The sequence below is a fragment of the Lentzea sp. NBC_00516 genome, assembly GCF_036346835.1.
In the GTDB taxonomy this organism is placed as follows: Bacteria; Actinomycetota; Actinomycetes; order Mycobacteriales; family Pseudonocardiaceae; genus Lentzea; species Lentzea sokolovensis.
Window position 1 is genome coordinate 8,286,771 of the sequence record NZ_CP107840.1, and the last position, 22,846, is coordinate 8,309,616.

Consider the following 22,846-nt stretch of genomic DNA (forward strand, 5'->3'; position numbering starts at 1 on the left):
ACGGCTCGCAACATGCGAGCCGGGCGCACGATAACTCCGGTGCGTCCTTCCAGGCCAGAGGGTGCTGGCCATCTGGGTACAACTGTGTGTGACTTCTGTGAAGCATCTTCCCGAACGACCGGTCGCTGGCTTACAGTCCCCGTCGCGGCGCTCCCGTGCGGGACGCCAGTGCGCTGGGGGGTGTACATGTTCGGTGGGGATTTCACGCGCGCTGAACCGGCCGGGTCCGGCCTGAGACGCAGACGCAATCGAACCAGGATCGCATTGCTGGCGGTGCTCGCCGTCCTGTCGTCGACCGCGGTGGCCATCACGGTGACCAGGTCGTCCACGCAGGAGACGGGCACCGCTTCTGCGCGCGTGCTCGATCATGTCGATCTTCCAGCGGCGCCGATGCAGGAGCCGCCCGAGGCCGAGAACGGTGAGCTGCGCAACGCGAACTGGCCGTCCGGTGCGCGCGGCACCGTGCTGGCCGCCGACAAGCCCCGCAAGGTCGGCAAGACCCCGGTCACCGTGGCGAAGAAGAGCGGAAAACCACAGGTCGTGGCCGCGACCGTGATCGACCAGGAGCAGAGCCGCAAGGCCGGTGTCTCCGGCGTCGTGATCGAGGTCCGCCCGACCGAGGACCGCCAGTCCAAGGACGACGACAAACTCTCCGTGGGTGTCGACTACTCCGAGTTCGACAAGGCCATCGGCGGTGCTTTCGGCTCGCGTCTCGGCCTGGCCCGGATGCCCGCCTGCGCGCTCACCACCCCGGAACGCCCCGAATGCCGCACCCAGGAACGGATCCCGTCGCGCAACGACCACGGCAACCGCACGGTCACCGCGGACGTCGCAGCGGAGCCGATGGTCCTCGCCGCGGTGGCGGACCAGTCGGGCCCGCAGGGCACGTTCAAGGCCAGCTCGCTGGGCCCGTCCGGCAACTGGTCGGTCTCCCCCGGCACCGGCTCGTTCAGCTGGTCCTACCCGATCGACGTGCCGGCGCCCGCCTCGGGCAAGGTCGCCCCGTCGGTCTCCCTGTCGTACAGCTCGTCCAGCGTGGACGGACGCACCTCGGCCAGTAATGGCCAGGCGTCCTGGATCGGTCAGGGCTGGGACTACACGCCTGGGTTCATCGAGCGTTCTTACAAGTCCTGCAGCGAGGACAAGACGCTGCCCCAGGCTCAGCAGATCGCCGACTACTGCTGGCAGGGTCAGGTCGTCACGATGAACCTGGGCGGCCAGTCCAACCAGCTCGTGCGGGATGACAACTCAGGCGTCTGGCGTACTGCGGGTGACCACGGCGCCACGGTGGAACTCGTGCAGGGAGCCAACAACGGCCTCGCCGAGGGTGAGCACTGGAAGGTCACCACGACCGACGGTGTCAGCTACTACTTCGGCCGCAACACCGGTCCCGGCCACAACGGCCAAGAGGAGACCAAGTCCGCCTGGGGTGTCCCGGTCTACTACCCGAAGGACGGAGACACCTGCTACCGCAGCAACTTCGCCGACTCGTGGTGCAAGCGTGGCTGGCGTTGGATGCTCGACTTCGTCGAAGACCCGCACGGCAACGTCACCTCGTACTACTACACGCCCGAGACGAACTTCTACGGCGCCAACGGCAAGGGCGTCGGCGTCGAGTACACCCGCGGCGGCGTGCTGAGCCGGATCGACTACGGCCTGCGCAAGATCAACGGCTCCATCTACACAGCGCCAGCGCCGAACCAGATCGTCTTCACCCCTGCCTCCCGTTGCGTTCCCGCCGACGGCTACAACTGCGACCTCTCGCAGCTCGACGACTCCAAGGCCAAGTACTGGCCGGACCTGCCAGAGGATCAGATCTGCAAGCCGGGCGCGACGTGCGAGAACCACAGCCCGTCCTACTTCTCGACCCAGCGTCTGGCCAAGATCACTACGCAGTACACCGTCGACGGTGCGACCAAGCCGGTCGACGTCTTCGAACTGGGGTTGACGTACCCGGAGCTCGCGGACAAGGAGCTCCGCCTCGACTCGATCAAGCGCACGGCGCACCACCCGGACGGCTCGGCCGTCTCACCTCCGGTGATCACGTTCGAGAGTCAGCCCCTCGCCAACCGCGTCGAGGGCTACAACTCGACGGGAGCCTATCCTCACTGGCGCCTGACCAAGATCAACACTGACACCGGCGCGAAGGTCAACGTGACCTACAGCGACCCTGACTGCACCTCCTCCAGTCATCCGACGAACTTCGCCCAGAACGACAGGCTGTGCTACCCCGTCTACTGGACGTTGCCGCTCAACACCGACCCGGTGCTGGACCTCTTCCACAAGTACGTCGTGCGGAAGGTGATCGTCGAGGACGGCAACAAGGTCGGCGACGATCCGCCGCGCTCGGTGTCTCCGCAGCAGATCACCACCTACCGCTACCTTGGCACTCCGGCGTGGCACCTCGAGGACAACGAGCTCGCCAAGCCAGAACGCCGCACCTACGGCCAGTTCCGCGGCTACGGCCAGACCGAGGTGCTCAAGGGCGATGGTGATGGCCCGGAACGGGAAACACTGACGCGCAGCACGTTCTACCGCGGTATGGGCGGCTCCGTGACGGACTCGCGTGGACAGTCCGTTGTGGACAACAACCTCTTCGCGGGCACCGTCCGGGAGGAGGAGATCTTCGAAGGTGACGGCGGACGACGCCTGACGTCCAAGATCTCCACCCAGACCGTGATCGGCGGACCGACCGCGAGTCGTGGCCGTACCAGCACCGGCCTGGAACCGCTCACCGCGAACGTTGTCGAGGTCGCCGAAGCCACGTCGATCATCCACCTCGCCGCAGGAGGCGAGCAGAAGGCGACGACCGTCAACCGGCACGACGCGCTAGGCAGGGTCGTCGCCAAGACCGACATGGGTGACGGCGTTCCCGACCTCTGCACCACCACGAAGTACGCGGACGTCCCGGCACGGGGCATTCGCGACCGCATGTACGAGGTCATCCAGTCGCAGCAGGCCTGCCCGGCCGAGGGTGTGGCGCAAACCTCGGTGACCAAGCAGGTTCGCACCTACTTCGACGGCTCGGCGGAGCTCGGTGCGCTGTCCGGCGCCGGCGATCCGACGAGTACAGCCGAAGCGGTGCGCGCTTCTGATGGATCCCTGACGTTCCAGCCGAACGGCACGATCACCTACGACCCGTCCGGGCGGCCGATCAAGCTGGTGGACGCGCTCAACCGCACGACGCTCACTGCGTACACGCCGCTGGACGGCGGCATTGTGTCCAAGATCGTCACGACGAACGCGAAGAACCAGACGACCACGACCGAGTTCGAGCCCTCGCGCGGACAGACCGTCAAGTCCGTCGACGTCGGCAACCGCGTTTCCGAAGCCACCTACGACGCGCTCGGCCGGGTCACGGCGGTGTGGAATCCCGGTCAGGCAAGGACTTCCGACCCGAACGTCAAGTACGAGTACCTGCTGCGCACCGATGGTCCGCTCGCGGTGACGACGAAGACGCTCATCGACTACAACACGGGCACCAACTACGTCACGTCGGTCAGCCTGCTTGACGCGTTCGGCCAGTCGCGTCAGACGCAATCCGAGGCGATCGACGACGGCTCGGCGTCGCGCCGCGTGGTCAGCGAGACGTTCTACGACTCACACGGCTGGGCAGTTTCGACCAACAACAGCTACCTCGTCGCGGGTGCCCCTGGCACCACGCTGGTGGATGTGGCCGAGACCAGCGTCGACAACCGCACGGAGAACGAGTTCGACGGCTCCGGTCGCACCGTGAAGACCACGTCGTATCGGGGCCTGACCCCGGTCGAGGAGAGCAGGACCGTCTACGGCGGCGACCGCACCACGTCGTTCCCGCCGACCGGTGGCGTGATCAACGAGCAGATCAGCAACGTCCGCGGCCAGGTGCTGGAAACCCGCCAGTACACGAAACCGCCTGTGGTCAACGGCTCCGTGGTCTCCGGTGGTGAGTTCCAGGCGACCGCCCGGCACTACTCGGGCGCCGGCCTGCTCGACTTGATCAAGGACAACGCCGGCAACCAGTGGACGTTCACCCACGACCTCCGCGGGCGGACGACCAGTCAGACCGACCCTGACGCGGGCACGACGTCGACCACGTACGACCAAGGTGGACTGGTCGAGTCGACGAAGAACGCCGATGGCAAATCGCTCTTCTACGAGTACGACGTCCTCGGCCGCCGCACCGTTGAACGCGCTGACTCCAAGACCGGCACCATGCTCGCGCAGTGGCGCTACGACGGCGCGACCAACGGCGTCGGCCTGCCGCACTACAGCACGCGTTACACCCCGACCGGCAACTACGACTCGGGCCCCAGCGCGTACGACGGCGCCGGCAACGTGACCGACGTGATCCTGCGCGTTCCCGCGTCGGAACAAGGCTTCGCCGGCACCTACACGACGTCGACGAGCTACACCCGCACCGGCTTGCCGAAGACGCTGACGCTGCCGGCCAAGGGCGGCCTCCCCGGCGTCCCGATCACGACCACCTACAACAAATACGGCTTGCCGCAGAAGACCGAGGGCTACAACGTCTACGTCAGTTCGTCCAGCTATGGGCCCTTCGGTGAACCACTGAAGTACGTCCTCGGCGCCAACACCGCCGCGTCCGATCTGACCTTCAGCTACGACGCGCACACCCGTCGCCTGGTGCAGAGCAAGCTCTCCGGAGGCCAGGCGCCGCCACTGATCGACGAGACCAACTACAGCTACGACCACGCGGGCAATCTGCTCAAGCAGGTGAACAACCAGGGCACCGCCGGCACCCGCACACAATGCTTCACCTATGACGCGTTGCAGCGTCTGACCCAGGCCCGAACCTCGACCGACTCCTGTACGGCCGAGCCTGCCCAGACGAACCTGGGCAGCCTGGCGCCGTACTGGCAGTCGTGGACGTTCGACCCGACCGGTCTGCGCAAGACGCAGGTGAACCACGCCACCGTGGCAGGTCAGCAGGACAAGACCACGGCATACAACTACCCGGCCGCGGGCGCGGCGCGTCCGCACTCGCTGACCAGCACGTCGGACAACACCTCCTACACCTATGACGCATCAGGCAACACCAAGACCAAGACGCTGCCATCCGGTCAGCAAACGTTCGACTGGGACTACTCGAACAGGCTGAAGTCCGTCACCACGCAGGAAGGCGCGACCTCCTACGCCTACGACGCCGACGGCAACCAGTTGATCCGTCGTGACCCGGACAAGTCCACCTTGTTCCTGCCGATGCAGGAACTGGTGCGCAACAACCAGTCCGGCAACGTGACAGGCACCCGCTACTACTTGCACGGCGGTACGAAGGTCGGCATGCGGGTCGGCGGAGGCAACTTCAAGTTCGAGCTGTCCGACCTCCACAACACCGGCCAGGTGGTCGTCGACTCAGTCTCTCGCGAGGTCACCCGCCGCGCCATGGACCCGTACGGCAACGCGATCGGCGGCAACGTCGCCGGCCCGTGGCCGAATGGCAGAGGGTTCCTGGACAGACCGGTGTCCACCGTCACCGGACTGACCGACATCGGCGCCCGCAAGTACGACGCCGTGACCGGCCGCTTCATCTCGGTCGACCCGCTGCTCGACCTCACGGCACCGCAGACGTGGACCGGCTATACCTACGCGAACAACAACCCGACCACGTTCGCGGACCCGAGCGGCCTGTTCTGCGACGGCTGCGAGTACTCGGACAACCAGATCGGCAACCACCACGGTGTCGGGTGCTCGTACGACCCGACCGGTAGCTGCCGTTCACAGGAGGAAGTCGATCTGGGCTATCAGATCGAGACCGGGCAGAACGAGGACCCGGCGCTGCAGCCCACGCTGTTCGGTGTTCCGGTACCGACCTACTCGGTGATCAAGGCGATCAGACCTGCCGGACACGGGTACGGGCCAGGAGATACCTACACCCAGGCTGTGCACGACTGGGCCAGTGCCCGTTGTGTTCGACCCGGTGAGGCGGATCGCGACTTCTGCGCCGGTGCCAATGCCAGCGGGATGCTCGACCCGAAGAACCCGATGCTGCACAAGATCATTGGTGCTGTGGTCGTCGGCGGGATGGCGGCACTGGCGTGCATCGTGGCCTGCGTGCCGGTGTTGACGGCTGCCGCGGCGTTCAGTCCAGAAGCCGCTGTGATGACCAGCGCCATAATGTCAGCCGAGGCCATCGGTGGTAGTGCCGCGCTGGCAGGTGTGGGCGCAACCGCAGTTCTTGCCGAGGGGGCTTCACTCGGTGCTCTTCCAGGAACTGCCGGCGTGCAAATTGCCGGGCGCCTCAACCCAGGCCAGATGGCGGCGCTGTCTGCGGAGCACGGAGTCGAGTTCGCTCTAATCTACCGGCACGGGCCGAAGGAAGGCGGCAGAGGCGGCACCTACCACTTGTACTCAGGTCAAGCGAGGTCCGTGACCGTCCCGGTTGGGCCCGATGTGCAGTGGATCTATCACACACATCCAGGCGGTACGCCGTATGCTAGCTACGCCGACGTGGGGGCGTTGCAAAGCCTCAAGGCCGCAGGATCGCCGCAGCGGTCAAGTCAGGTCATACTTCCGTCGGGTGGCACCATCAGGTTCGGTGGAAAGTGGAGTCGTCAGGGTGAGTACAAACCTCTGTCAGGGCTGTGGTCATGAGTATTTCTGAGTATGCGTATCTTTGGTCATTGCCGCACGGGCGGTATTTCCTGGTTGGGTCCCGTGACACTGAGTACGGGTATTTGATCTGGGATTCGACTACAAGAACTGCTCTTCTGATCGAAGATGATGATCTGGCCGCCGAAGTTACGGCACAGATGGAGCAGCAGGGTGTTCTGGTAGTGGCGCGCATCACTGATGTGCCGGGTTGGTACGAGGGTTTGAAGTCGTAGACGGGCTTGATTAGCGTCGGCTGATCAGATCGCGGTGACCAGCGAGGATCTCTCGCTGGTCACCGCGACTGTTCTGTTCGCAGCGCGAACGTCGCTTGAGTCGCATCGCCTGGGCACCGTTGCGTTCCAGGTTTAAGTCTGCAAGACTCAAACCATGTTCACGACACCGCAGGCGCTGGAACTGGTGGAGCGCGCCACGACAGCCGAGTCGCTGTTCGGGCGCCGCACCACCGACCCGGACCTGCGCAAACAGGCACGGCGCCGGTACCACGCGCTCGCCTCGGTCCTGCACCCCGACGTGGTCGGACCGGACAACACGCGGGCGCACAGGGCGTCGGCGAACCTGACCCGCCTGCACCACGAGTGGACCCACAGCACGAGCGTCGAACTGAGGACCAGGACCGGCGTCTACCGCGTCGGCGAGCCGTTCGCGGTCGGCAGCATCGCCAACCTGTACGAGGCGGACGGGCCGCAAGTGGTCAAGGTGGTGCGCAACCCGGCTCTCAACCCGTTGCTGCACGGCGAATGGCACGCCCTGCGGGAGCTGGAGCGCTTCACCGACCGGAACCAGTGGTTGCGGCCCTATTACCCGCGGCTGCTCGACACGTCCGGTGATGTCGCCAAGGGCTCAAGGGCTTTCACGGTGCTGGACCCGCTCATCGACGGGTTCGTGACGCTCGCGGACATCAAAAGCGCTTTCCCGCACGGGCTGGACGGGCGCGACTACGCGTGGATGCATCGCAGGCTGCTCAAGGCGTTGGCCGGCGCGCATCAGATCGGGCTCGTGCACGGGGCTGTCACGGCCGAGAACGTCATGGTGCACCCGGAACAGCACGGGATCGTGCTGGCCGGCTGGTCGTTCGCCGTCGAGAACAACCAGCGACTCCTCGCGACCAGCAAAACCATCAGCTACCCACCGGAAGTGAGCGAAGGCAAGCCGGTGACGGCCGCGACGGACGTCCACATGGCACACACGCTGATGCTCGATCTCCTGGACCACAAGGAACATCGGCAACAGGCCTTCGCGCGAGGCTGCCTGCAGGAACGCCAGGGACGCAGGCCGGACGCCGCCGATCTGCTGGCCGAGTACGACGACCTGCTCGAAGAACTCTACGGCGCACGGGTTTTCCGCCCGTTCGCCCTTCCCGAAGGAGCATGATCATGGGACACGGCAAGTGGGATGACAACGCCTACGCGGCAGCCAAGACCTTCAGGGCTGCCAAGGGAATCGCGGACTTCGGCTACACCGCCTCGATCAAGGGGAACCCCGCGTCGAGCTGGAAGGCGGCGCCGAGCCTCGACCCGCTCAACGTCGAGCACCGCGAGTGCCGCGACTCACCCGACCACGCGGACTCGACGCCGATCGCGGTGCTGTTCGACGTGACCGGGTCGATGGGCGCCGTGCCGCGGATCATGCAGGGCAAGCTCGGCAAGTTGCACGGACTGTTGCAGCGCAAGGGATATCTCGCCGACCCGCAGCTGATGTTCGGCGGGATCGGGGACGCCGACAGCGATCGCGTTCCGCTGCAGGTCGGCCAGTTCGAGTCGGACAACCGCATGGACGAGCAGTTGCGGGACATCTTCCTCGAGGGCAACGGTGGCGGGCAGAAGAGCGAGTCGTACGAGCTGGCCGCGTACTTCGTCGCACGGCACGTGGTCACCGACGCGTGGCAGAAGCGGGGCAGGAAGGGCTATCTGTTCATCATCGGCGACGAGCTGAACAAGCGGCGGCTGGAAGCCAAGCACATCCGCCGGATCATCGGCGACGACGTCAAGCAGGACATCGACCCGGTGTCGGTGTACCGCGAGCTGGCTCTCAAATGGCACGTGTACTTCATCCTGCCCAACCAGTCGTCGTACTTCAACGACGACTCCATCGGTGAGCACTGGCGGACGATCCTCGGGCAGAACTTCCTCAAGCTCGACGATCCCGGCGCGGTGTGCGAGCTGATCGCCGCGACGATCGGCATGGAGGAACAGGTGGTCGATCTCGCCCAGGCCCTCGTGGACCTCGCCGAGATCGGGTCGGTCGCCGAGAGCAAGGCCGTCGGCAAGGCACTGGTCGCCGTCGGCGGCGCGGCACGCTCGATCACCGCCGCACCGCTGGGCATCGACGGCCCCGATGACGTGGCACTGAGCTGATGAACGACCACGTGATCGTCGTCGGGCTCGGGTTCGGCGACGAGGGCAAGGGGGCCACCGTCGACGCGCTGTGCGCCGACGGGTCGGTGTCCACCGTCGTGCGGTTCAACGGGGGAGCGCAGGCCGCGCACAACGTGATCGCCGACGGACGGCACCACACCTTCAGCCAGTTCGGGTCCGGCACGCTCGCGGGCGTGCCGACCCTGCTCTCCTGCCACGTGCTCGTCGAACCGATCGCGCTGGCGACCGAGTCACGCGAACTGGAGGCGCTGGGCGTCGCCGACCCGCTCTCGCTGATGTCGATCGACGCCCAAGCCCTGCTCACGACGCCGTTCCACGTTGCCGCGAACCGGGCCCGCGAGAACGCCAGGGGCAAGGACCGGCACGGCTCGTGCGGCAAGGGAATCGGCGAAACCGTCTGGTACGGGCTGCTGGAGGGGACGACCAGGGGAGTGGTCGTCGAGGGGCAGGAGGTCATCGGCGCGCCGGGTCAGGCCCCGGCCGTCGGTGACTGCCTCGACCCCACCACGTTGCGGCGCAAGCTGGACGCGCTCGCCCGGTTCTACGAGCCGCTGATCGGCGACGGCATCAGCGTGGACGAGCTGGTCATGCTCTACCGGTCGTTCGCGGACGTCGTCCGGATCACGACCGACGACGTCGGACGACTCGCGGACGCGGGACGGCTCGTCTTCGAGGGCTCACAGGGCGTTCTGCTGGACGAGACCTACGGCTTCCACCCGCACACGACCTGGTCCACCACCACGCCACGCAACGCGAAAGCGCTGCTCGGTGGCCGAAAAGCCCGCGTCATCGGCGTGACCAGGACCTACCAGACACGGCACGGCGCGGGCCCGCTGCCGACCGAGGACCAGGCCGTCCTCGACCGGTTCCCGGAGGCGCACAACGGCACCGGGGAGTTCCAGGGTGCCTGGCGGGCCGGTCACCTGGACGCGAAGCTGTTGCGCTACTCCGTCGATTGCTGTGGGGGTATCGACGGCTTGGCCGTGACGCACCTGGACGCTCGTGGCTTGAAGGTGGTTACGGGTTCGAGCCTGGACGACCTGCCCGATCCCGTGGCCTACCTGGAGGACCTGCTCGATGTCGACGTGCTCGTCACCGGCGCGGGGCCGGCCAGGGCGGACTACGTGGTGCGGGACAATCCACGACATGATCGAGTCGACGTTGGTGTCGGTGGACGTGATCGTGCTCCGGTTTGATCCGGACGCACGTGCGGTGCTCGTGGGGGTGGCGTCGCGCGCGCAGGGGCCGTTCGCAGGCGAGTTGGCACTGCCCGGCGTGCTGCTGGGCAGGGGTGAGCGGCTGCGCGACGCGACCACGAGGGCCGTCACGGGCAAACTGGGCCTCGCCGCGGAATCCGTGACGGCGACCGGTCAGCTCGCCACGTTCGACGAGCCTTCCCGTGACCCGCGCGGCCCGACGCTGTCGATCGCGCTGTGGGCCACGGTGACCAGGCCGACAGGTGACGTGGCGGTCTGGAGCCGGTTCGACGCCGTGCCCGCGCTGGCGTTCGACCACGACCGGATCGTCGCCGACTGCCGGCCGCTGCTGGCGGACAAGCTCTGGCGGGACGTGCCGTTCACGGCGGGCCTGCTCGGGCCCGAGTTCACCACGGCGCAGGCGCTCGACGTGACGGAGTCCCTGACCGGCGACCGGCCCTATCCCGCCAACCTGGGCCGCACGATGGACCGCGTGCCGGGCCTCGCGCGCACCAGCCAGCACGCGTCGGCGCTGCCCAAGGGAGGCCGTCCGCCGCTGGTGTGGAGGTTCAGCGCAGAGGAAGCTCAGGCTTGAAGAGCCAGCGGGTGAGCAGGTCCCGATGTCCGGCCAGCGCGAGGAAGTCCTCGGTCGTCACCGCGCCGTGCCGGTTGCGGGCACACCATTCCCGCAGCAACGCGAAGAACGAGTCGTCGCCCATCTCGCGCCGCAGGGTGTGCAACGTCAAGGCCCCGCGCTGGTAGACCCGGTCGTCGAACCAGTTTGCGCGCGGCGGCCGTCCGATCACGAGGTTCTGCGGCAACCGTCGCAGCAGATCCCTGGCGCCGGCAGCACAAGCGTCGGCGGAGCGGCCGCCGGAAGCCTCGGACCACAACCACTCCGAATAGCAGGCGAAGCCCTCGTTCAGCCAGATGTGCTCCCACGCGGCGATCCCGACGGAGTTGCCGAACCACTGGTGCGCCAGTTCGTGCGCCACCAGCCGTTCCGAACCCCGGCGCCCGTCGACGTGGTTGGCGCCGAACGTCGAAAGTCCTTGCGCCTCAACGGGAACGTCCAGCGCGTCATCGGTCACCACGACCGAGTAACGCGCGAACGGGTAAGGCCCGAACAGCGACGAGAACAGCTCGATCATGGCGTTCTGCCGGCCGAAGTCGTGCGCGACGAGCCTGCGCAACCGGGCCGGCGCCCACACGTCCGGCAGTGCCTCTACGTACTGTCCGATCTGGACGGTCGCGAGATAGGTCGCCATCGGCGCGGCCATCGAGTACGTCCACTTGGTGGTGCTGCCGGACACCTTGCCGTCCACCAGGACCCCGTTGCACACCACCGTGTACGGCGAGGGCGCGACGACTTCCAGGTGGTACGAGGCCTTGGAGGAGGGCTCGTCGAGGCACGGGAACCACGACGGCGCGCCGATCGGCTGCGACGCCACGATCGACCCGTCCGTGAGCTCGTCCCAGCCGAGGTCGCCCCACTCCGGCGTCGAGACCGGCACGGGCGTGCCCGAATACCGGACCTCGACCGAGAAGGCCCCGCGCACGGCCGCACGGATGTTCAGCACACCGCCCGCATGCCCGTATCGCGCCGGCTTGCCGTTCACCAGCACCTTCGAGATCCGGAGTGGACCGAAGGACAGCGAGAACGACGACAGCGAGGTGCAGGAAGCCTGCAACACCGCGCGCCCGGACAGGCGCGCGGAATGCGGCTTGTAGTCAAGCTCTAGTGCGTAATGATGTACGGAGAAGCTCATGTCCACGCGGAGATCGGGTTGCCCAGCCAACGGGTTCCCGACGGTACATCCTCTCCGCGCATGACGAGCGAGGCGGGTCCGATCGTGGTGTGAGCGCCGACGGACGCGCCGGGCAGCACGATTCCGTGCGGGCCCAAAGTAGCGCCCTCCGCGAGCGAAACCCGGTCCATGCGCAGGATCCGGTCGTGGAACAGGTGCGTCTGCACGACGCAGCCGCGGTTCACCGACGCGCCGGCGCCCAGCGAGACCAGATCCGCCTCGGGCAGCCAGTACGAATCGCACCACACGCCACGGCCGACCGACGCGCCCAGCGAGCGCAGCCACAGGTTCATCAGCGGTGTGCCACCGGAGAACCCGATCAGCCACGGCACCGCGAGCACCTCGACGAACGTGTCCGCGAGCTCGTTGCGCCACACGAACGCCGACCACAGCGGGTACTCACGAACCTTGAAACGGCCCACGAGCGTCCACTTGGCGACGACGGCGACCAGGCACGCGGCCACACCGGCGCCCAGCAGCACGACACCGGCCCACCAGAGCCCGAACTCCTTCAACGCGAACAGCACGAGCACGACGAGAGCCACGTTCAGCATCACCGGGACGAACCGGCACAGCTCGACCAGCGCCCGCGCCCACATCAACCGCTTGGGCGGGTTGAACGTGCGCGACTGGTCCGACACCTCGGCGGAGCGTGGCAGCTTCATCGGCGGCATGCCCAGGTACGACGACCCGGCCTTGGCCCGCTTCGGCGCCGCCGACAGCACGCCGACGAGCCCGCCCTTCGGCACGTTGCGGCCGGGCGCGGTCATGCCTGAATTGCCCAGGAACGCCCGCTTGCCCACACGGGCCGTGGCGATGCGCAGCCAGCCGCCGCCAAGCTCGTAAGTCGCGACCATCGTGTCGTCGGCCAGGAACGCACCGTCGCCCACGCGGGTCATCTTCGGCAGCGCGACCACTGTGGACGCTTCGACGTTGCGGCCGACCTTCATGCCGAGCAGCCGCAGCCACACCGGCGTGAACAGCGACGCGTACAGCGGGAACAGGGCCGTGCGCGCGTTGTTCATCAACCGCTCTGTCGTCCACGCCGCCCACGCCACGCGGCTGTGCACGGCGTAGTAGCCCTCGCGCATGCCGATGCCCAGCAGACGCACGGCGATCAGCACGATCAGCGCGTACGAGCCGAACCAGATCGCGGACGCGACCGGCACGTCCCACAGCGCCGAAGTCAAGGAAACGGGCCTGCGCAGCACGTAGAGCAGGGCCGGAGCGGCCGCCAGCAGCGGCAGCACGGCCAGCAGGCCGGACGAGAGGCCGTACATCAGGTTCCAGAAGCGCGACCGCGTGGGACGGCGCGACGGGAACGAGCGCGACGCCTTGCCCTCACGGGTGGCGGGCACGCCTGACCAGCGCTGACCGGTCGGCACGGACCGGACGACACCCGAACCGGGCGCCACCTCGGCCTTCTTGCCGATCCGGGCGCCGGGGAACAGCGTGCTGCGCGCACCCACGGTCGCGCCCGCGCCGATCCGGATGCGGCCGATGCGCAGCCTGTCGCCGTCCAGCCACCAGCCGGACAGGTCGACCTCGGGCTCGACGGCGGCGCCGCGCCCGACCTTCAGCATGCCGGTGACCGGCGGCAACGAGTGCAGGTCGACGCCGGGGCCGATCTTCGCGCCCAATGCCCGCGCGTAGTGCGTGACCCAGGAGCCGGAAAGTTCGGTGGCGCGCGACATCTGCGCCAGCATCTCGGCGGTCCACAGTCGCAAGTGGACGGATCCACCGCGCGGGTACCCGCCGGGCTTCACACCGCGCAGCAGCAGCCGCGCGCCGCCGGCGGAGATCGCCAGCCGGCCAGCGGGGCTCAGGAACACCACGAACCCGGAGGCGACCCACCACCACGACACGGAGGTCCAGCCCAGCACGTTCGACAACGCCGTCAGCCCCACGACCCAGCGCGCGCCGGAGATCGTGAGCAGCGGGATCATCAGCAGCGTCTGCACGACGCCGGTCCAGCGCGGAGTCGGCGCGACCTCGTGCACCTCGGCGGTGGAGCCGTACGACTCCAGGCGGCGGGCCAGCTTGTACAGCGTCGGGTTCTGGTAGACGTCCTGCACCGACGTGCTCGGGTACCGCGTGCGGATCAGGGAGACGAGCTGCGCGGCGCCCAGCGAGCTACCGCCGGACGAGAAGAAGTTCGCGCCCTCGGAAGCCGGTCCGGAGCCGAGCACTGCGGCCCACTGCTCCGCGAGCCAGCCTTCGAGACCGGAGAACACCACGCCCGCGGTGTCCATCGACGCCAGCGGCCACGGCAGTGCGGCGCGGTCGACCTTGCCCGACGTGCGCGTCGGCAGCGTCTCGACGACGGCGATCAACGGCACGAGAGCGGCAGGCAGTTCGCCGCGCAACTGCTCGACGGCGGCTTCCTGGTCGAACTCGCCGTCGACCACCACGTAGCCGACGAGGATCTGGTTGCCGCCACGGGTCGTGCGCACGGCAGCGGCGGCACCGGCGATACCGGGCAGCGCGGCCAGCGCGGAGTCCACCTCGCCGAGCTCGATCCGGCGACCGCCGAGTTTGATCTGTTCGTCCGCGCGGCCGAGGAAGACGAGGCCTTCCGGCTCGGCGCGGACCATGTCACCGCTGCGGTAGGCGCGGTCCCAGCCCATCGAGGGCAGCGGCGCGTACTTCTCCGAGTCCTTGGCCTCGTCCAGGTAGCGCGCCAGGCCGACGCCGCCGATCACCAGTTCGCCGGACTCGCCCATCGGCACGACCTCGCCCTGGGCGTCGACGACGACGAGGTCCCAGCCGTCCAGCGGCAGGCCGATGCGCACGGGACCGGTGCCGTCCATCCGCGCGGCGCAGGCGACGACGGTCGCTTCCGTCGGCCCGTAGGTGTTCCAGACCTCGCGGCCGTCCACGGCGAGCCGCTCGGCCAGTTCTGGCGGGCAGGCCTCGCCGCCGAAGATCAGCAGCCGCACGTCGTCCAGCGCCTCGACGGGCCATAGCGCGGCCAGCGTCGGAACCGTGGACACGACGGTGATCTCCTGCTCGACCAGCCACGGACCCAGGTCCATGCCGGTGCGCACCAGCGAACGCGGCGCGGGCACCAGGCAGGCGCCGTAACGCCACGCGAGCCACATCTCCTCGCAGGAGGCGTCGAACGCGACGGAGAGCCCGGCGAGAACGCGGTCCTCCGGCCCGATCGGCTCGTCGGTCAGGAACAGGCGCGCCTCGGCGTCCACGAACGCGGCGGCGCTGCGGTGCGTGACCGCGACACCCTTGGGCTTACCGGTCGAACCGGACGTGAAGATGATCCACGCGTCGTTGTCCAGACCGGGTTCGCCGGGCACGCCGAGCGTGGTCCCGTGCGGCACAAGGGATCGGCCCTCGCCGAGCACGGCACTCACTTGTGCCTCACCGAAAACGAGCTCGGCGCGCTCGTCGGGGTCCTCGAAGTCGACGGGCACGTAGGCCGCGCCGGCCGCGAGGGTCGCCAGGATCGAGACGTAGAGGTCGACGGTCCCGGACGGCACGCGAATGCCGACCCGGTCGCCGACCCCGACACCTTCGGCGTTGAGCTTTTCGGACAGTTCCTGAACTTCGGTGATCAGTGCGCGGTACGTCAGCGCGGTGGTGCCGTCGTCGACGGCCAGCGCGTTCGGGTGCTTCTCGGCACTCGCGCGCAGGATGTCCAGGAGGGTGCGCGGTGTGGGCGCCTCGCCTGCGGTGAACATCGATCGAAGGACAACGGGTTCCGCCGCGATCGTCACGTCTGCGTCACTTCTCACCCTCTCGGCAACTGGTAGCTGACCAACTTTACAGCCAGGTAACGGACTACCTCTCTCCGGAGTATGCACCTTCACAGGTGACCTCAGTCACCGCAACACTTTCGAGTGACTTCCTTGCGTTGTGGCGCGCCAGGTTCCACTCCCGCCAGTCCTGCTCGACGGTGCGATTCTTCATCCACCGCAAGGCACACGAGCGTTCATACGCGGGCAACCGGACCAACGCCGGCACCGCGTCCTCGGACAGCTGCGACAGGTAGTAGGTGTCGATCTTCTGCGTCGCCTCGAACCGCGACACGTTGTAGTCGGCGACCACCCGTTCGGGGTTCATCGCGACCACAGCGAGGAAGAAGGCCGCACCGGTGGCGACGATCGCCTTCGGCAACCAGTTGGCGCGCAACGAGATCCCGCTCGCGATCACCATCAGGTACACCACCGCCAGCCACACCTCGCACGAAATGACGAGCAGCCGCAACACCGTCCAGCCATACGCCTGCTGGTAGAACCACATGCGGCTCAAGGCACTCGCCACGATGACCAGCGTCAGAACAGTCAGTGAACCGAGCAACACCCGCAGCCACAACTGTTCCTGCTTCGTCTTCTTCACGGCGAACCGCGCGACGCCGGCGATTACGCCGAGCGTGAGAATGGTGACCCACAGCAGCTGCCAGAAACCGGTCCGCGCGTACTCGGCGAACGTCACGCCCGCCGTCTTCATCACGTAGGCCTCGCCACCGAACAGAACCGCGAGCTGCGTCCCCACGAACCCGGTGAACAGCAACACGAGCACGCCGACCGGCAGCCCGTAGTCCTTGAGCCGCAACGTACCAGGCTTGCTCTCCACGTCCTCGTTCATCTGCGGAGGCGCCGCCACGAGGTAGCAAGCACCCAGAGCACCAAACGCCGCAACGACTCCGTAGAACGTCTTCTGCACGTAGATGCCGACTTCGAGATCCGGCACCAGGCCTTCGAGGAAGTCGCTGAACCCCTTGTCCGCCCCGGCCAGCAACGACCCGAAGACCAGCAACAACACCAACGCCACACCAACGGAGACGAACGGCCGAATCCCGACCGGCCCCCGCCTGCGGACCCCCTTGGCAACCCACGGAATGGACCGCAGTCCGCCCAGCCCCACGCCCAAGGCGCCGAACACGAGGCCCTTGACCGTCTTGCCCCCGGCCATCGCGATCGACCCGCACAGCATCGACGCCATCAGGCTCAGCGGGAACACCCACTCCGCGGCCCTCAAGAAGCCCATCGCGAGGAAGGCCAGCGCACCCGCCAGCCAGAGCGCACGCTCGACGGTCGGCTTGCCCGCGTAGAACAGGACCCCGCCGATGCCTGCCAGCCCTGCGAGGAACCAGCCGATGCCGTTGTTCGGCACGGCGAGGAACGCTCCGGCCAGGCCCGCGATCAGGCCCGCGACCAGGGCTTTGCTGGGCGCGCCGGTCGTGGGTGGACGCCACCAGGGCATGAACGGGAGGCCCGGCGACTGCATGGCCACGGCTGCGGCGGGATAGCGGGGCGGGCCCTGCCACGGGCTGGGCGGGGGCAGGGTGGCGGTGGCGACCTGCGCGGGCTGGACAGGCGGCGTGGGCTGGGCAGCCTCAGCGGGCTTCTCGCTCACCGGCCGCGGCGCCTTGCCGGCACTCTCGCCCACCGGCTGCGCTGCCTCGGCAGGGCTCTCGCTCGCCGGCTGATCTTGTCGGACCTCCTGAGTAGGTTGAGTTGTAGGGGTTCCCGATTCGGGGGTACCCCTGCGCGAGCCTGCCCCAGCCTTCTTCTCAGCCTTCTCCTCGGCCTCCTTTTCGGGCTTCTCCTCGGTGCTCTGTCCCACCTCTTCCTCGGGCTCCGGCGAGCCCCCAGCACCCGCCGGCTCCCCGGAAACGGGCCGATACCCGACCTTCCGGAAGTGTCGGTACTTCCGCCGTGCGGCGGCCTTCTCCGCGGGCGTCTCGGACGAGTCGGCCGACGGCGTCGAGTCAGAGTCAGTCATGTCTCTCTCCCAAGCCCGGAAACGGGCGTGCTTCACCGCCACACCAGCAAAGCGGGTGCGGACGAGGTCAGTCAGGCAAAAGCCAAGTTCAGCGAGGCAAAGTCACCCGGATGCACGACCCGGGGTCCACCACGGCGATCGTCCCGCCGTGCAGGTCCACCACCCACCGGGCGATGGCGAGCCCGAGCCCGGTCCCGCCACCGCCCGCCCTCTCCCCTCGGGTGAACCTCTCGAAGATCCGCGACCGTTCGGCCGGCGCGATTCCCGGCCCTTCGTCCCGAACCTCCAGCACCACGGACGAAGCGGACGCATGCCCGGACACGGACACCAACCCCCCGGTGGGTCCGTGCCGGGCAGCGTTGTCCACCAGGTTCACCAACACCTGGTGCAACCGCTCCCCATCAGCGAAAACAGTCAGATCCCCGGCGACGTCGATCGAGAACGAGGCAGCGGGAGCCGCCACCGCGGCCTCCGCCACGACATCAGCCACCAGAGACGACACCGACAACGTCTCCCGCTTCAGCGACAGCACCCCGGCATCGATCTTCGACAGGTCCAGCAGCTCGGTGACCAGCCGCCCCAACCGTTCGGTCTGGGCCAACGCCGTCCGCATGGTCTGAGCGTCAGCAGACGCCACCCCGTCGACCACGTTCTCCAGCACGGCCTGCAAGGCGGAGATCGGTGTGCGCAGCTCGTGCGACACGTTCGCGATCAACTCCCGCCGCTGCTGATCAGCCGCGGCGAGATCGGCCGCCATCACCGTGAACGCCTCCGCCAGCTGCCCGACCTCGTCGGAAGACGTGGCACGGACCGACCGCGAGTAGTCCCCGGAAGCCATCGACCGGGCAGCGGACGTCATCTCCCGCAACGGCGAAGTCATGCCGTGCGCGAGCAACTGCGAGGTCAGCAGCCCCAGCACCAGAGCGATCAAAGTGGTCCGGGGCGGCAACCACCCGGTCACGTAACGGAAGTAGGCGAACGACACACAGCCGGACACCACGATCACGATCCCGAGCTTGAGCTTGATCGACCGCACCGAGTCCAACGGACGCGGCAGCATGTCCAGCAGATCCAGCAACCGCTTCACGAAGACACCCGCCGGCTAGGCACCTCCAGCGCGTACCCCACCCCGTGCACGGTCCGGATCAGGTCGGCGCCGAGCTTGCGCCGCAACGCCTTCACGTGCGAGTCGACCGTCCGCGACGAAGCCCCCTCGTGCCACCCGCAAGCCTCCGCCAGCAACCGCTCCCGGGCCTGCACGGCGGAAGGCCGCTCAGCCAGGAACACCAGCAGGTCGTACTCGGTGGGCGTCAGATGAGCCTCGGCCCCGGAACGCGACACCCGCCGCGAGGACAGGTCGATCAGCAGATCCCCGAGCTCCAGCGAGTGCGACGACACCGCCCGGGACACGCGCCTGAGCAGCACGTGCACCCGTGCCGCCAGTTCGCGCATCGAGAACGGCTTCGTCAGGTAGTCGTCCGCCCCCACGGCGAGCCCGACCAGCAGATCGGTCTCGTCCCCCCGCGCGGTCAGCATCAGCACCGGCACCGAACGCGACGCCTGGATCCGCCGGCACACCTCGAGCCCGTCGAACCCCGGCAGCATCACGTCCAGAACCACCAGGTCAGGCACGAAGGACGCGGCGAGCGCCACCCCGGAAGGCCCGTCATGAGCCACCGCCACCACGAAGCCCTCCGCACGCAGCCGCACGGCCACGGACTCGGCGATCGTGATGTCGTCCTCCACGACGAGCACCCTGCGCTGACCTGTCATGGCGGCGACTTTATGGGTATGTCGTGGAGGACGCCGGGACAAGTTGTGAAGATCGTGTGCAGACCCGCGCTGTAGGTTCGCACCATGAACGTCCTCGAAGCGGTCCTGGAGAGGATCACGTACGCCAACGAGGACAACGGCTACACCGTCGCCAAGGTCGACACCGGCCGAGGTGACCTGGTCACGGTCGTCGGCGCGCTGCTCGGCGCGCAGCCCGGCGAGTCGATCCGCATGCGCGGCACCTGGGGCTCGCACCCGCAGTACGGCAAGCAGTTCCTCGTCGACGACTACACGACGATCCTGCCCGCGACGATCCAGGGCATCCGCCGCTACCTCGGCTCCGGCCTGATCAAGGGCATCGGCCCGGTACTGGCGGACAAGATCGTCACCCACTTCGGCGTCGACGCGCTGGACGTCATCGAGAACTCCCCGGAACGCCTGATCGAGGTCCCGAAGCTCGGCCCGAAGCGCACCAAGCTCATCGCGGACGCCTGGGAGGAGCAGAAGGCCATCAAGGAGGTCATGGTCTTCCTGCAGGGCGTCGGCGTCTCCACGAGCCTCGCCGTCCGCGTCTACAAGCAGTACGCGGACAAGGCCATCGACGTCGTCAAGAACGAGCCGTATCGCCTGGCCAGTGACGTGTGGGGGATCGGCTTCAAGACCGCCGACGTGATCGCGAAGGCCGTCGGCATCCCGCACGACAGCCCGCAGCGCGTCAAGGCCGGCCTGCAGTTCACGCTCTCCGAGGCCACCACGAACGGCAACTGCTACCTGCCGGAACAGGCCCTCATCGCGGAGGCCATCAAGATCCTCCAGGTCGACACCGGCCTGGTCATCGACTGCCTCGCCGAACTGGTCGAGGAAGAAGGCGTCGTCCGCGAGGAACTGCCGGACGACGAGGTCGCCGTCTACCTGATCCCGTTCCACCGCGCCGAGATCTCGATGGCCGCGCAGCTCAAACGCCTGCTGCACGCGGACAACGACCGCATGCCGAGCTTCGCCACCGTGAACTGGGACAAGGCCCTCGCCTGGCTGGGCACCGATCTCGAAGAACACCAGTCGGCGGCGGTGAAACTCGCGCTCACCGAGAAGGTCGCGGTGCTGACCGGCGGCCCCGGTTGCGGCAAGAGCTTCACGGTCCGCTCGATCGTCCGGCTGGCCAAGGCGAAGGGGGCCAAGATCGTCCTGGCCGCCCCGACCGGACGTGCCGCGAAGCGCCTCACCGAACTGACCGGCCACGAGGCCCGCACCGTCCACCGCCTGCTCGAACTCAAGCCCGGCGGCGACGCGGCGTTCGACCGCGACCGTCCGCTCGACGCCGACCTCGTGGTCGTGGACGAGGCCTCGATGCTGGACCTGTTGCTGGCCAACAAACTCGTGAAGGCCGTCGCACCAGGCGCGCACCTGCTGCTCGTCGGCGACGTCGACCAGCTGCCGTCCGTCGGCGCGGGGGAGGTGCTCAGAGACGTGCTGGCGCAGGGCAGCCCGATCCCGAACGTCCGGCTGACGCACATCTTCCGCCAGGCCCAGGAGTCCGGCGTCGTCACGAACGCCCACCGCATCAACAGCGGCGACTACCCGATCGTCCAGGGAATGCCGGACTTCTTCCTGTTCAGCACCGACGAGGCCGAGGAAGCGGCCACGCTGACGGTCGACGTCGTCGCGAACCGCATCCCGCGCAAGTTCCGCCTCGACCCGCGCAGGGACATCCAGGTCCTCGCCCCGATGCACCGCGGCCCGGCCGGCGCCGGCGCGCTCAACACCGTGCTCCAGGAAGCCCTGACGCCGTCGAAGGACGGCCTGCCCGAGAAACGCTTCGGCGGCAGGGTGTTCAAGCTCGGCGACAAGGTCACCCAGATCCGCAACAACTACGACAAGGGCAAGAACGGCGTCTTCAACGGAACCCTCGGCGTCGTCATCGCGCTGGACCCGGTCGAGCAGAAGCTGACCATCCGCACCGACGAGGACGAGGAAGTCGACTACGAGTTCTCCGAGCTGGACGAGCTCAGTCACGCCTACGCCATGACCATCCACCGCTCACAGGGCAGCGAGTACCCGTGCGTGGTCATCCCGGTCACGACCAGCGCGTGGATGATGCTGCAACGCAACCTGCTCTACACCGCCGTCACGCGCGCGAAGAAGCTCGTGGTGCTCGTGGGCAGCAAACGAGCCATCGGCCAGGCCGTGCGCACGGTCGGGGCGGGCCGCCGCCACACGGCATTGGCCCACCGCCTCCGGACGAGCCAGAACTACACCGACGTCAGGTAGTCGGTGATCAGCCGCGACCACGGCATCGCGGACTCCAGCGCGATCGCGTGCCCGCAGGCGATGTCGGAGTACTTCGAACCGGGGATGAGGTCCGAGACCTCCTTGCCCAGCTCACGCGACAGCAACTGGTCACCGGACGCGCCGATCACCAGCGTCGGCTGCGTGATCCGCGGCAACAGGTCGGTCAGGTCGATCTTCAGGATCAGGTCGACGTGCGCGGGGGAGCCCGTCGGCACGCTCGCGCCGATCAGTTCGGCGAAGCCCTCAGCCTGCGCGGGCGTGAGCCGGGCCAGGTACTCCCTGCTGCACATCACCGAAAGGATGAACCTCGACAGCACCGAGCGGGACCCGTCGAGCAGCGACTTCCACTCGTCGATCTTCGCCTTGGTCGCGTCGTCGATCTTCGTGAACGGCGCGCTCAGGACCAGCCCGCGCACCCGCTCCGGATGCCGGACGGCCGCGGTGGCGGCGACCGCGCAGCCCATCGAGTAGCCGGACACGAAGAACGACTCGTGCCCGGCCTTGACCGCCACTTCCACCAGGTCGTCGGCGAGCTTCTCCAGGTCGAGAGCCCCCGAGGCCTTCGGTGAGCCGCCCGAGCCGGGCAGGTCCGGCGCGATGACGGTGAAGTACTGGGTCAGGGTTCCGAGGATCGGTCCGTAGTTGGCCTGGATGCTGCCGCCCGCGCCGTGCACGAGCAGGAGAGCCGGGCCGGTGCCCTTGACGACGGTGGACAGGCCGGTCATGCGGGACCCCCGAGTTTTGTCAGTCCATGCTGCGGACGATGGTCGGCTCGAGCCCCTCGTCGTCGTCCGTCAGGCAACCGCGCCAGGGGAAGTCGTGCAGGGAGATCTCAGCGACACCGTCGTTGTACAGATGATCCATGGCTTGAACTCCCGTTTCTTCCGGTGGTCGGTTGTCTGCGAACCTCGCTGTCCGTCGAGTCGGTTTCGGCCTTGTCAGCACAATAGCCGCTGCGGTGCTGGGTGAAATCCTATTGATTTTCGTCACAAGTCGCCAAGTGACCGCTTTCTCCGTCTCAAGAACCGGACGGTAATCATCCGGTCGG

The 22,846-nt window shown here is 67.7% G+C and carries 12 protein-coding genes; 6 read left to right on the forward strand and 6 right to left on the reverse strand.

The features are described 5' to 3' along the window. Window positions 1–273 precede the first annotated feature (273 nt). The 5 genes from OG205_RS38365 to OG205_RS38385 all read left to right on the forward strand — a co-directional run bounded on the left by OG205_RS38365 (window position 274) and on the right by OG205_RS38385 (window position 10,781). Window positions 274–6,594, forward strand: a complete 6,321-nt coding sequence (locus OG205_RS38365) for an RHS repeat domain-containing protein (RefSeq protein ID WP_330272710.1) — start codon at window positions 274–276, stop codon at window positions 6,592–6,594. Between the two features lie 387 nt (window positions 6,595–6,981). Further along, window positions 6,982–7,986: an adenylate cyclase gene (locus OG205_RS38370; protein ID WP_330272711.1), complete on the forward strand. Its 1,005-nt coding sequence runs from the start codon at window positions 6,982–6,984 to the stop codon at window positions 7,984–7,986. A 2-nt stretch (window positions 7,987–7,988) separates the two neighbouring features. Further along, window positions 7,989–8,969, forward strand: coding sequence for a hypothetical protein (locus OG205_RS38375; protein ID WP_330272712.1), 981 nt, complete (start codon window positions 7,989–7,991; stop codon window positions 8,967–8,969). Next, on the forward strand, window positions 8,969–10,186 hold the full coding sequence (locus OG205_RS38380; protein ID WP_330272713.1) for an adenylosuccinate synthetase: 1,218 nt from the start codon (window positions 8,969–8,971) through the stop codon (window positions 10,184–10,186). The genes OG205_RS38375 and OG205_RS38380 overlap by 1 nt, the downstream gene beginning before the upstream one ends. Continuing rightward, a complete protein-coding gene (locus tag OG205_RS38385; protein ID WP_330272714.1) occupies window positions 10,137–10,781 on the forward strand; it encodes an NUDIX hydrolase in 645 nt (214 codons plus the stop codon). Before OG205_RS38380 ends, OG205_RS38385 begins: the two co-directional genes overlap by 50 nt. Here OG205_RS38385 and OG205_RS38390 read toward each other — a convergent pair. The 5 genes from OG205_RS38390 to OG205_RS38410 all read right to left on the reverse strand — a co-directional run bounded on the left by OG205_RS38390 (window position 10,756) and on the right by OG205_RS38410 (window position 19,509). After that, on the reverse strand, window positions 10,756–11,955 hold the full coding sequence (locus tag OG205_RS38390) for a M1 family metallopeptidase (protein ID WP_330272715.1): 1,200 nt from the start codon (window positions 11,953–11,955) through the stop codon (window positions 10,756–10,758). The genes OG205_RS38385 and OG205_RS38390 overlap by 26 nt on opposite strands. Then, entirely contained in the window at window positions 11,952–15,689 is a 3,738-nt protein-coding gene (locus OG205_RS38395) for a Pls/PosA family non-ribosomal peptide synthetase (RefSeq protein WP_330272716.1), read from the reverse strand. The genes OG205_RS38390 and OG205_RS38395 overlap by 4 nt, the downstream gene beginning before the upstream one ends. Before the next feature lie 100 nt (window positions 15,690–15,789). Further along, window positions 15,790–17,736 carry a DUF4153 domain-containing protein gene (locus OG205_RS38400; RefSeq protein WP_330272717.1) on the reverse strand — a complete coding sequence of 649 codons (1,947 nt, stop codon included), beginning with the start codon at window positions 17,734–17,736 and terminating at the stop codon, window positions 15,790–15,792. An 88-nt stretch (window positions 17,737–17,824) separates the two neighbouring features. Continuing rightward, a complete protein-coding gene (locus OG205_RS38405; RefSeq protein ID WP_330278320.1) occupies window positions 17,825–18,796 on the reverse strand; it encodes a HAMP domain-containing sensor histidine kinase in 972 nt (323 codons plus the stop codon). A gap of 23 nt (window positions 18,797–18,819) precedes the next feature. Next, window positions 18,820–19,509: a response regulator transcription factor gene (locus tag OG205_RS38410; protein WP_330272718.1), complete on the reverse strand. Its 690-nt coding sequence runs from the start codon at window positions 19,507–19,509 to the stop codon at window positions 18,820–18,822. A gap of 84 nt (window positions 19,510–19,593) precedes the next feature. On the opposite strand from OG205_RS38410, the gene recD2 reads away from it, so the two are divergent. Further along, on the forward strand, window positions 19,594–21,777 hold the full coding sequence (gene recD2, locus OG205_RS38415; RefSeq protein WP_330272719.1) for an SF1B family DNA helicase RecD2: 2,184 nt from the start codon (window positions 19,594–19,596) through the stop codon (window positions 21,775–21,777). On the opposite strand, the gene OG205_RS38420 is transcribed toward recD2, so the two are convergent. Further along, complete coding sequence (locus tag OG205_RS38420) at window positions 21,759–22,523, reverse strand: alpha/beta fold hydrolase (protein ID WP_330272720.1); 765 nt, start codon at window positions 22,521–22,523, stop codon at window positions 21,759–21,761. The two genes, recD2 and OG205_RS38420, sit on opposite strands and share 19 nt — an antisense overlap. Window positions 22,524–22,846 lie beyond the last annotated feature (323 nt).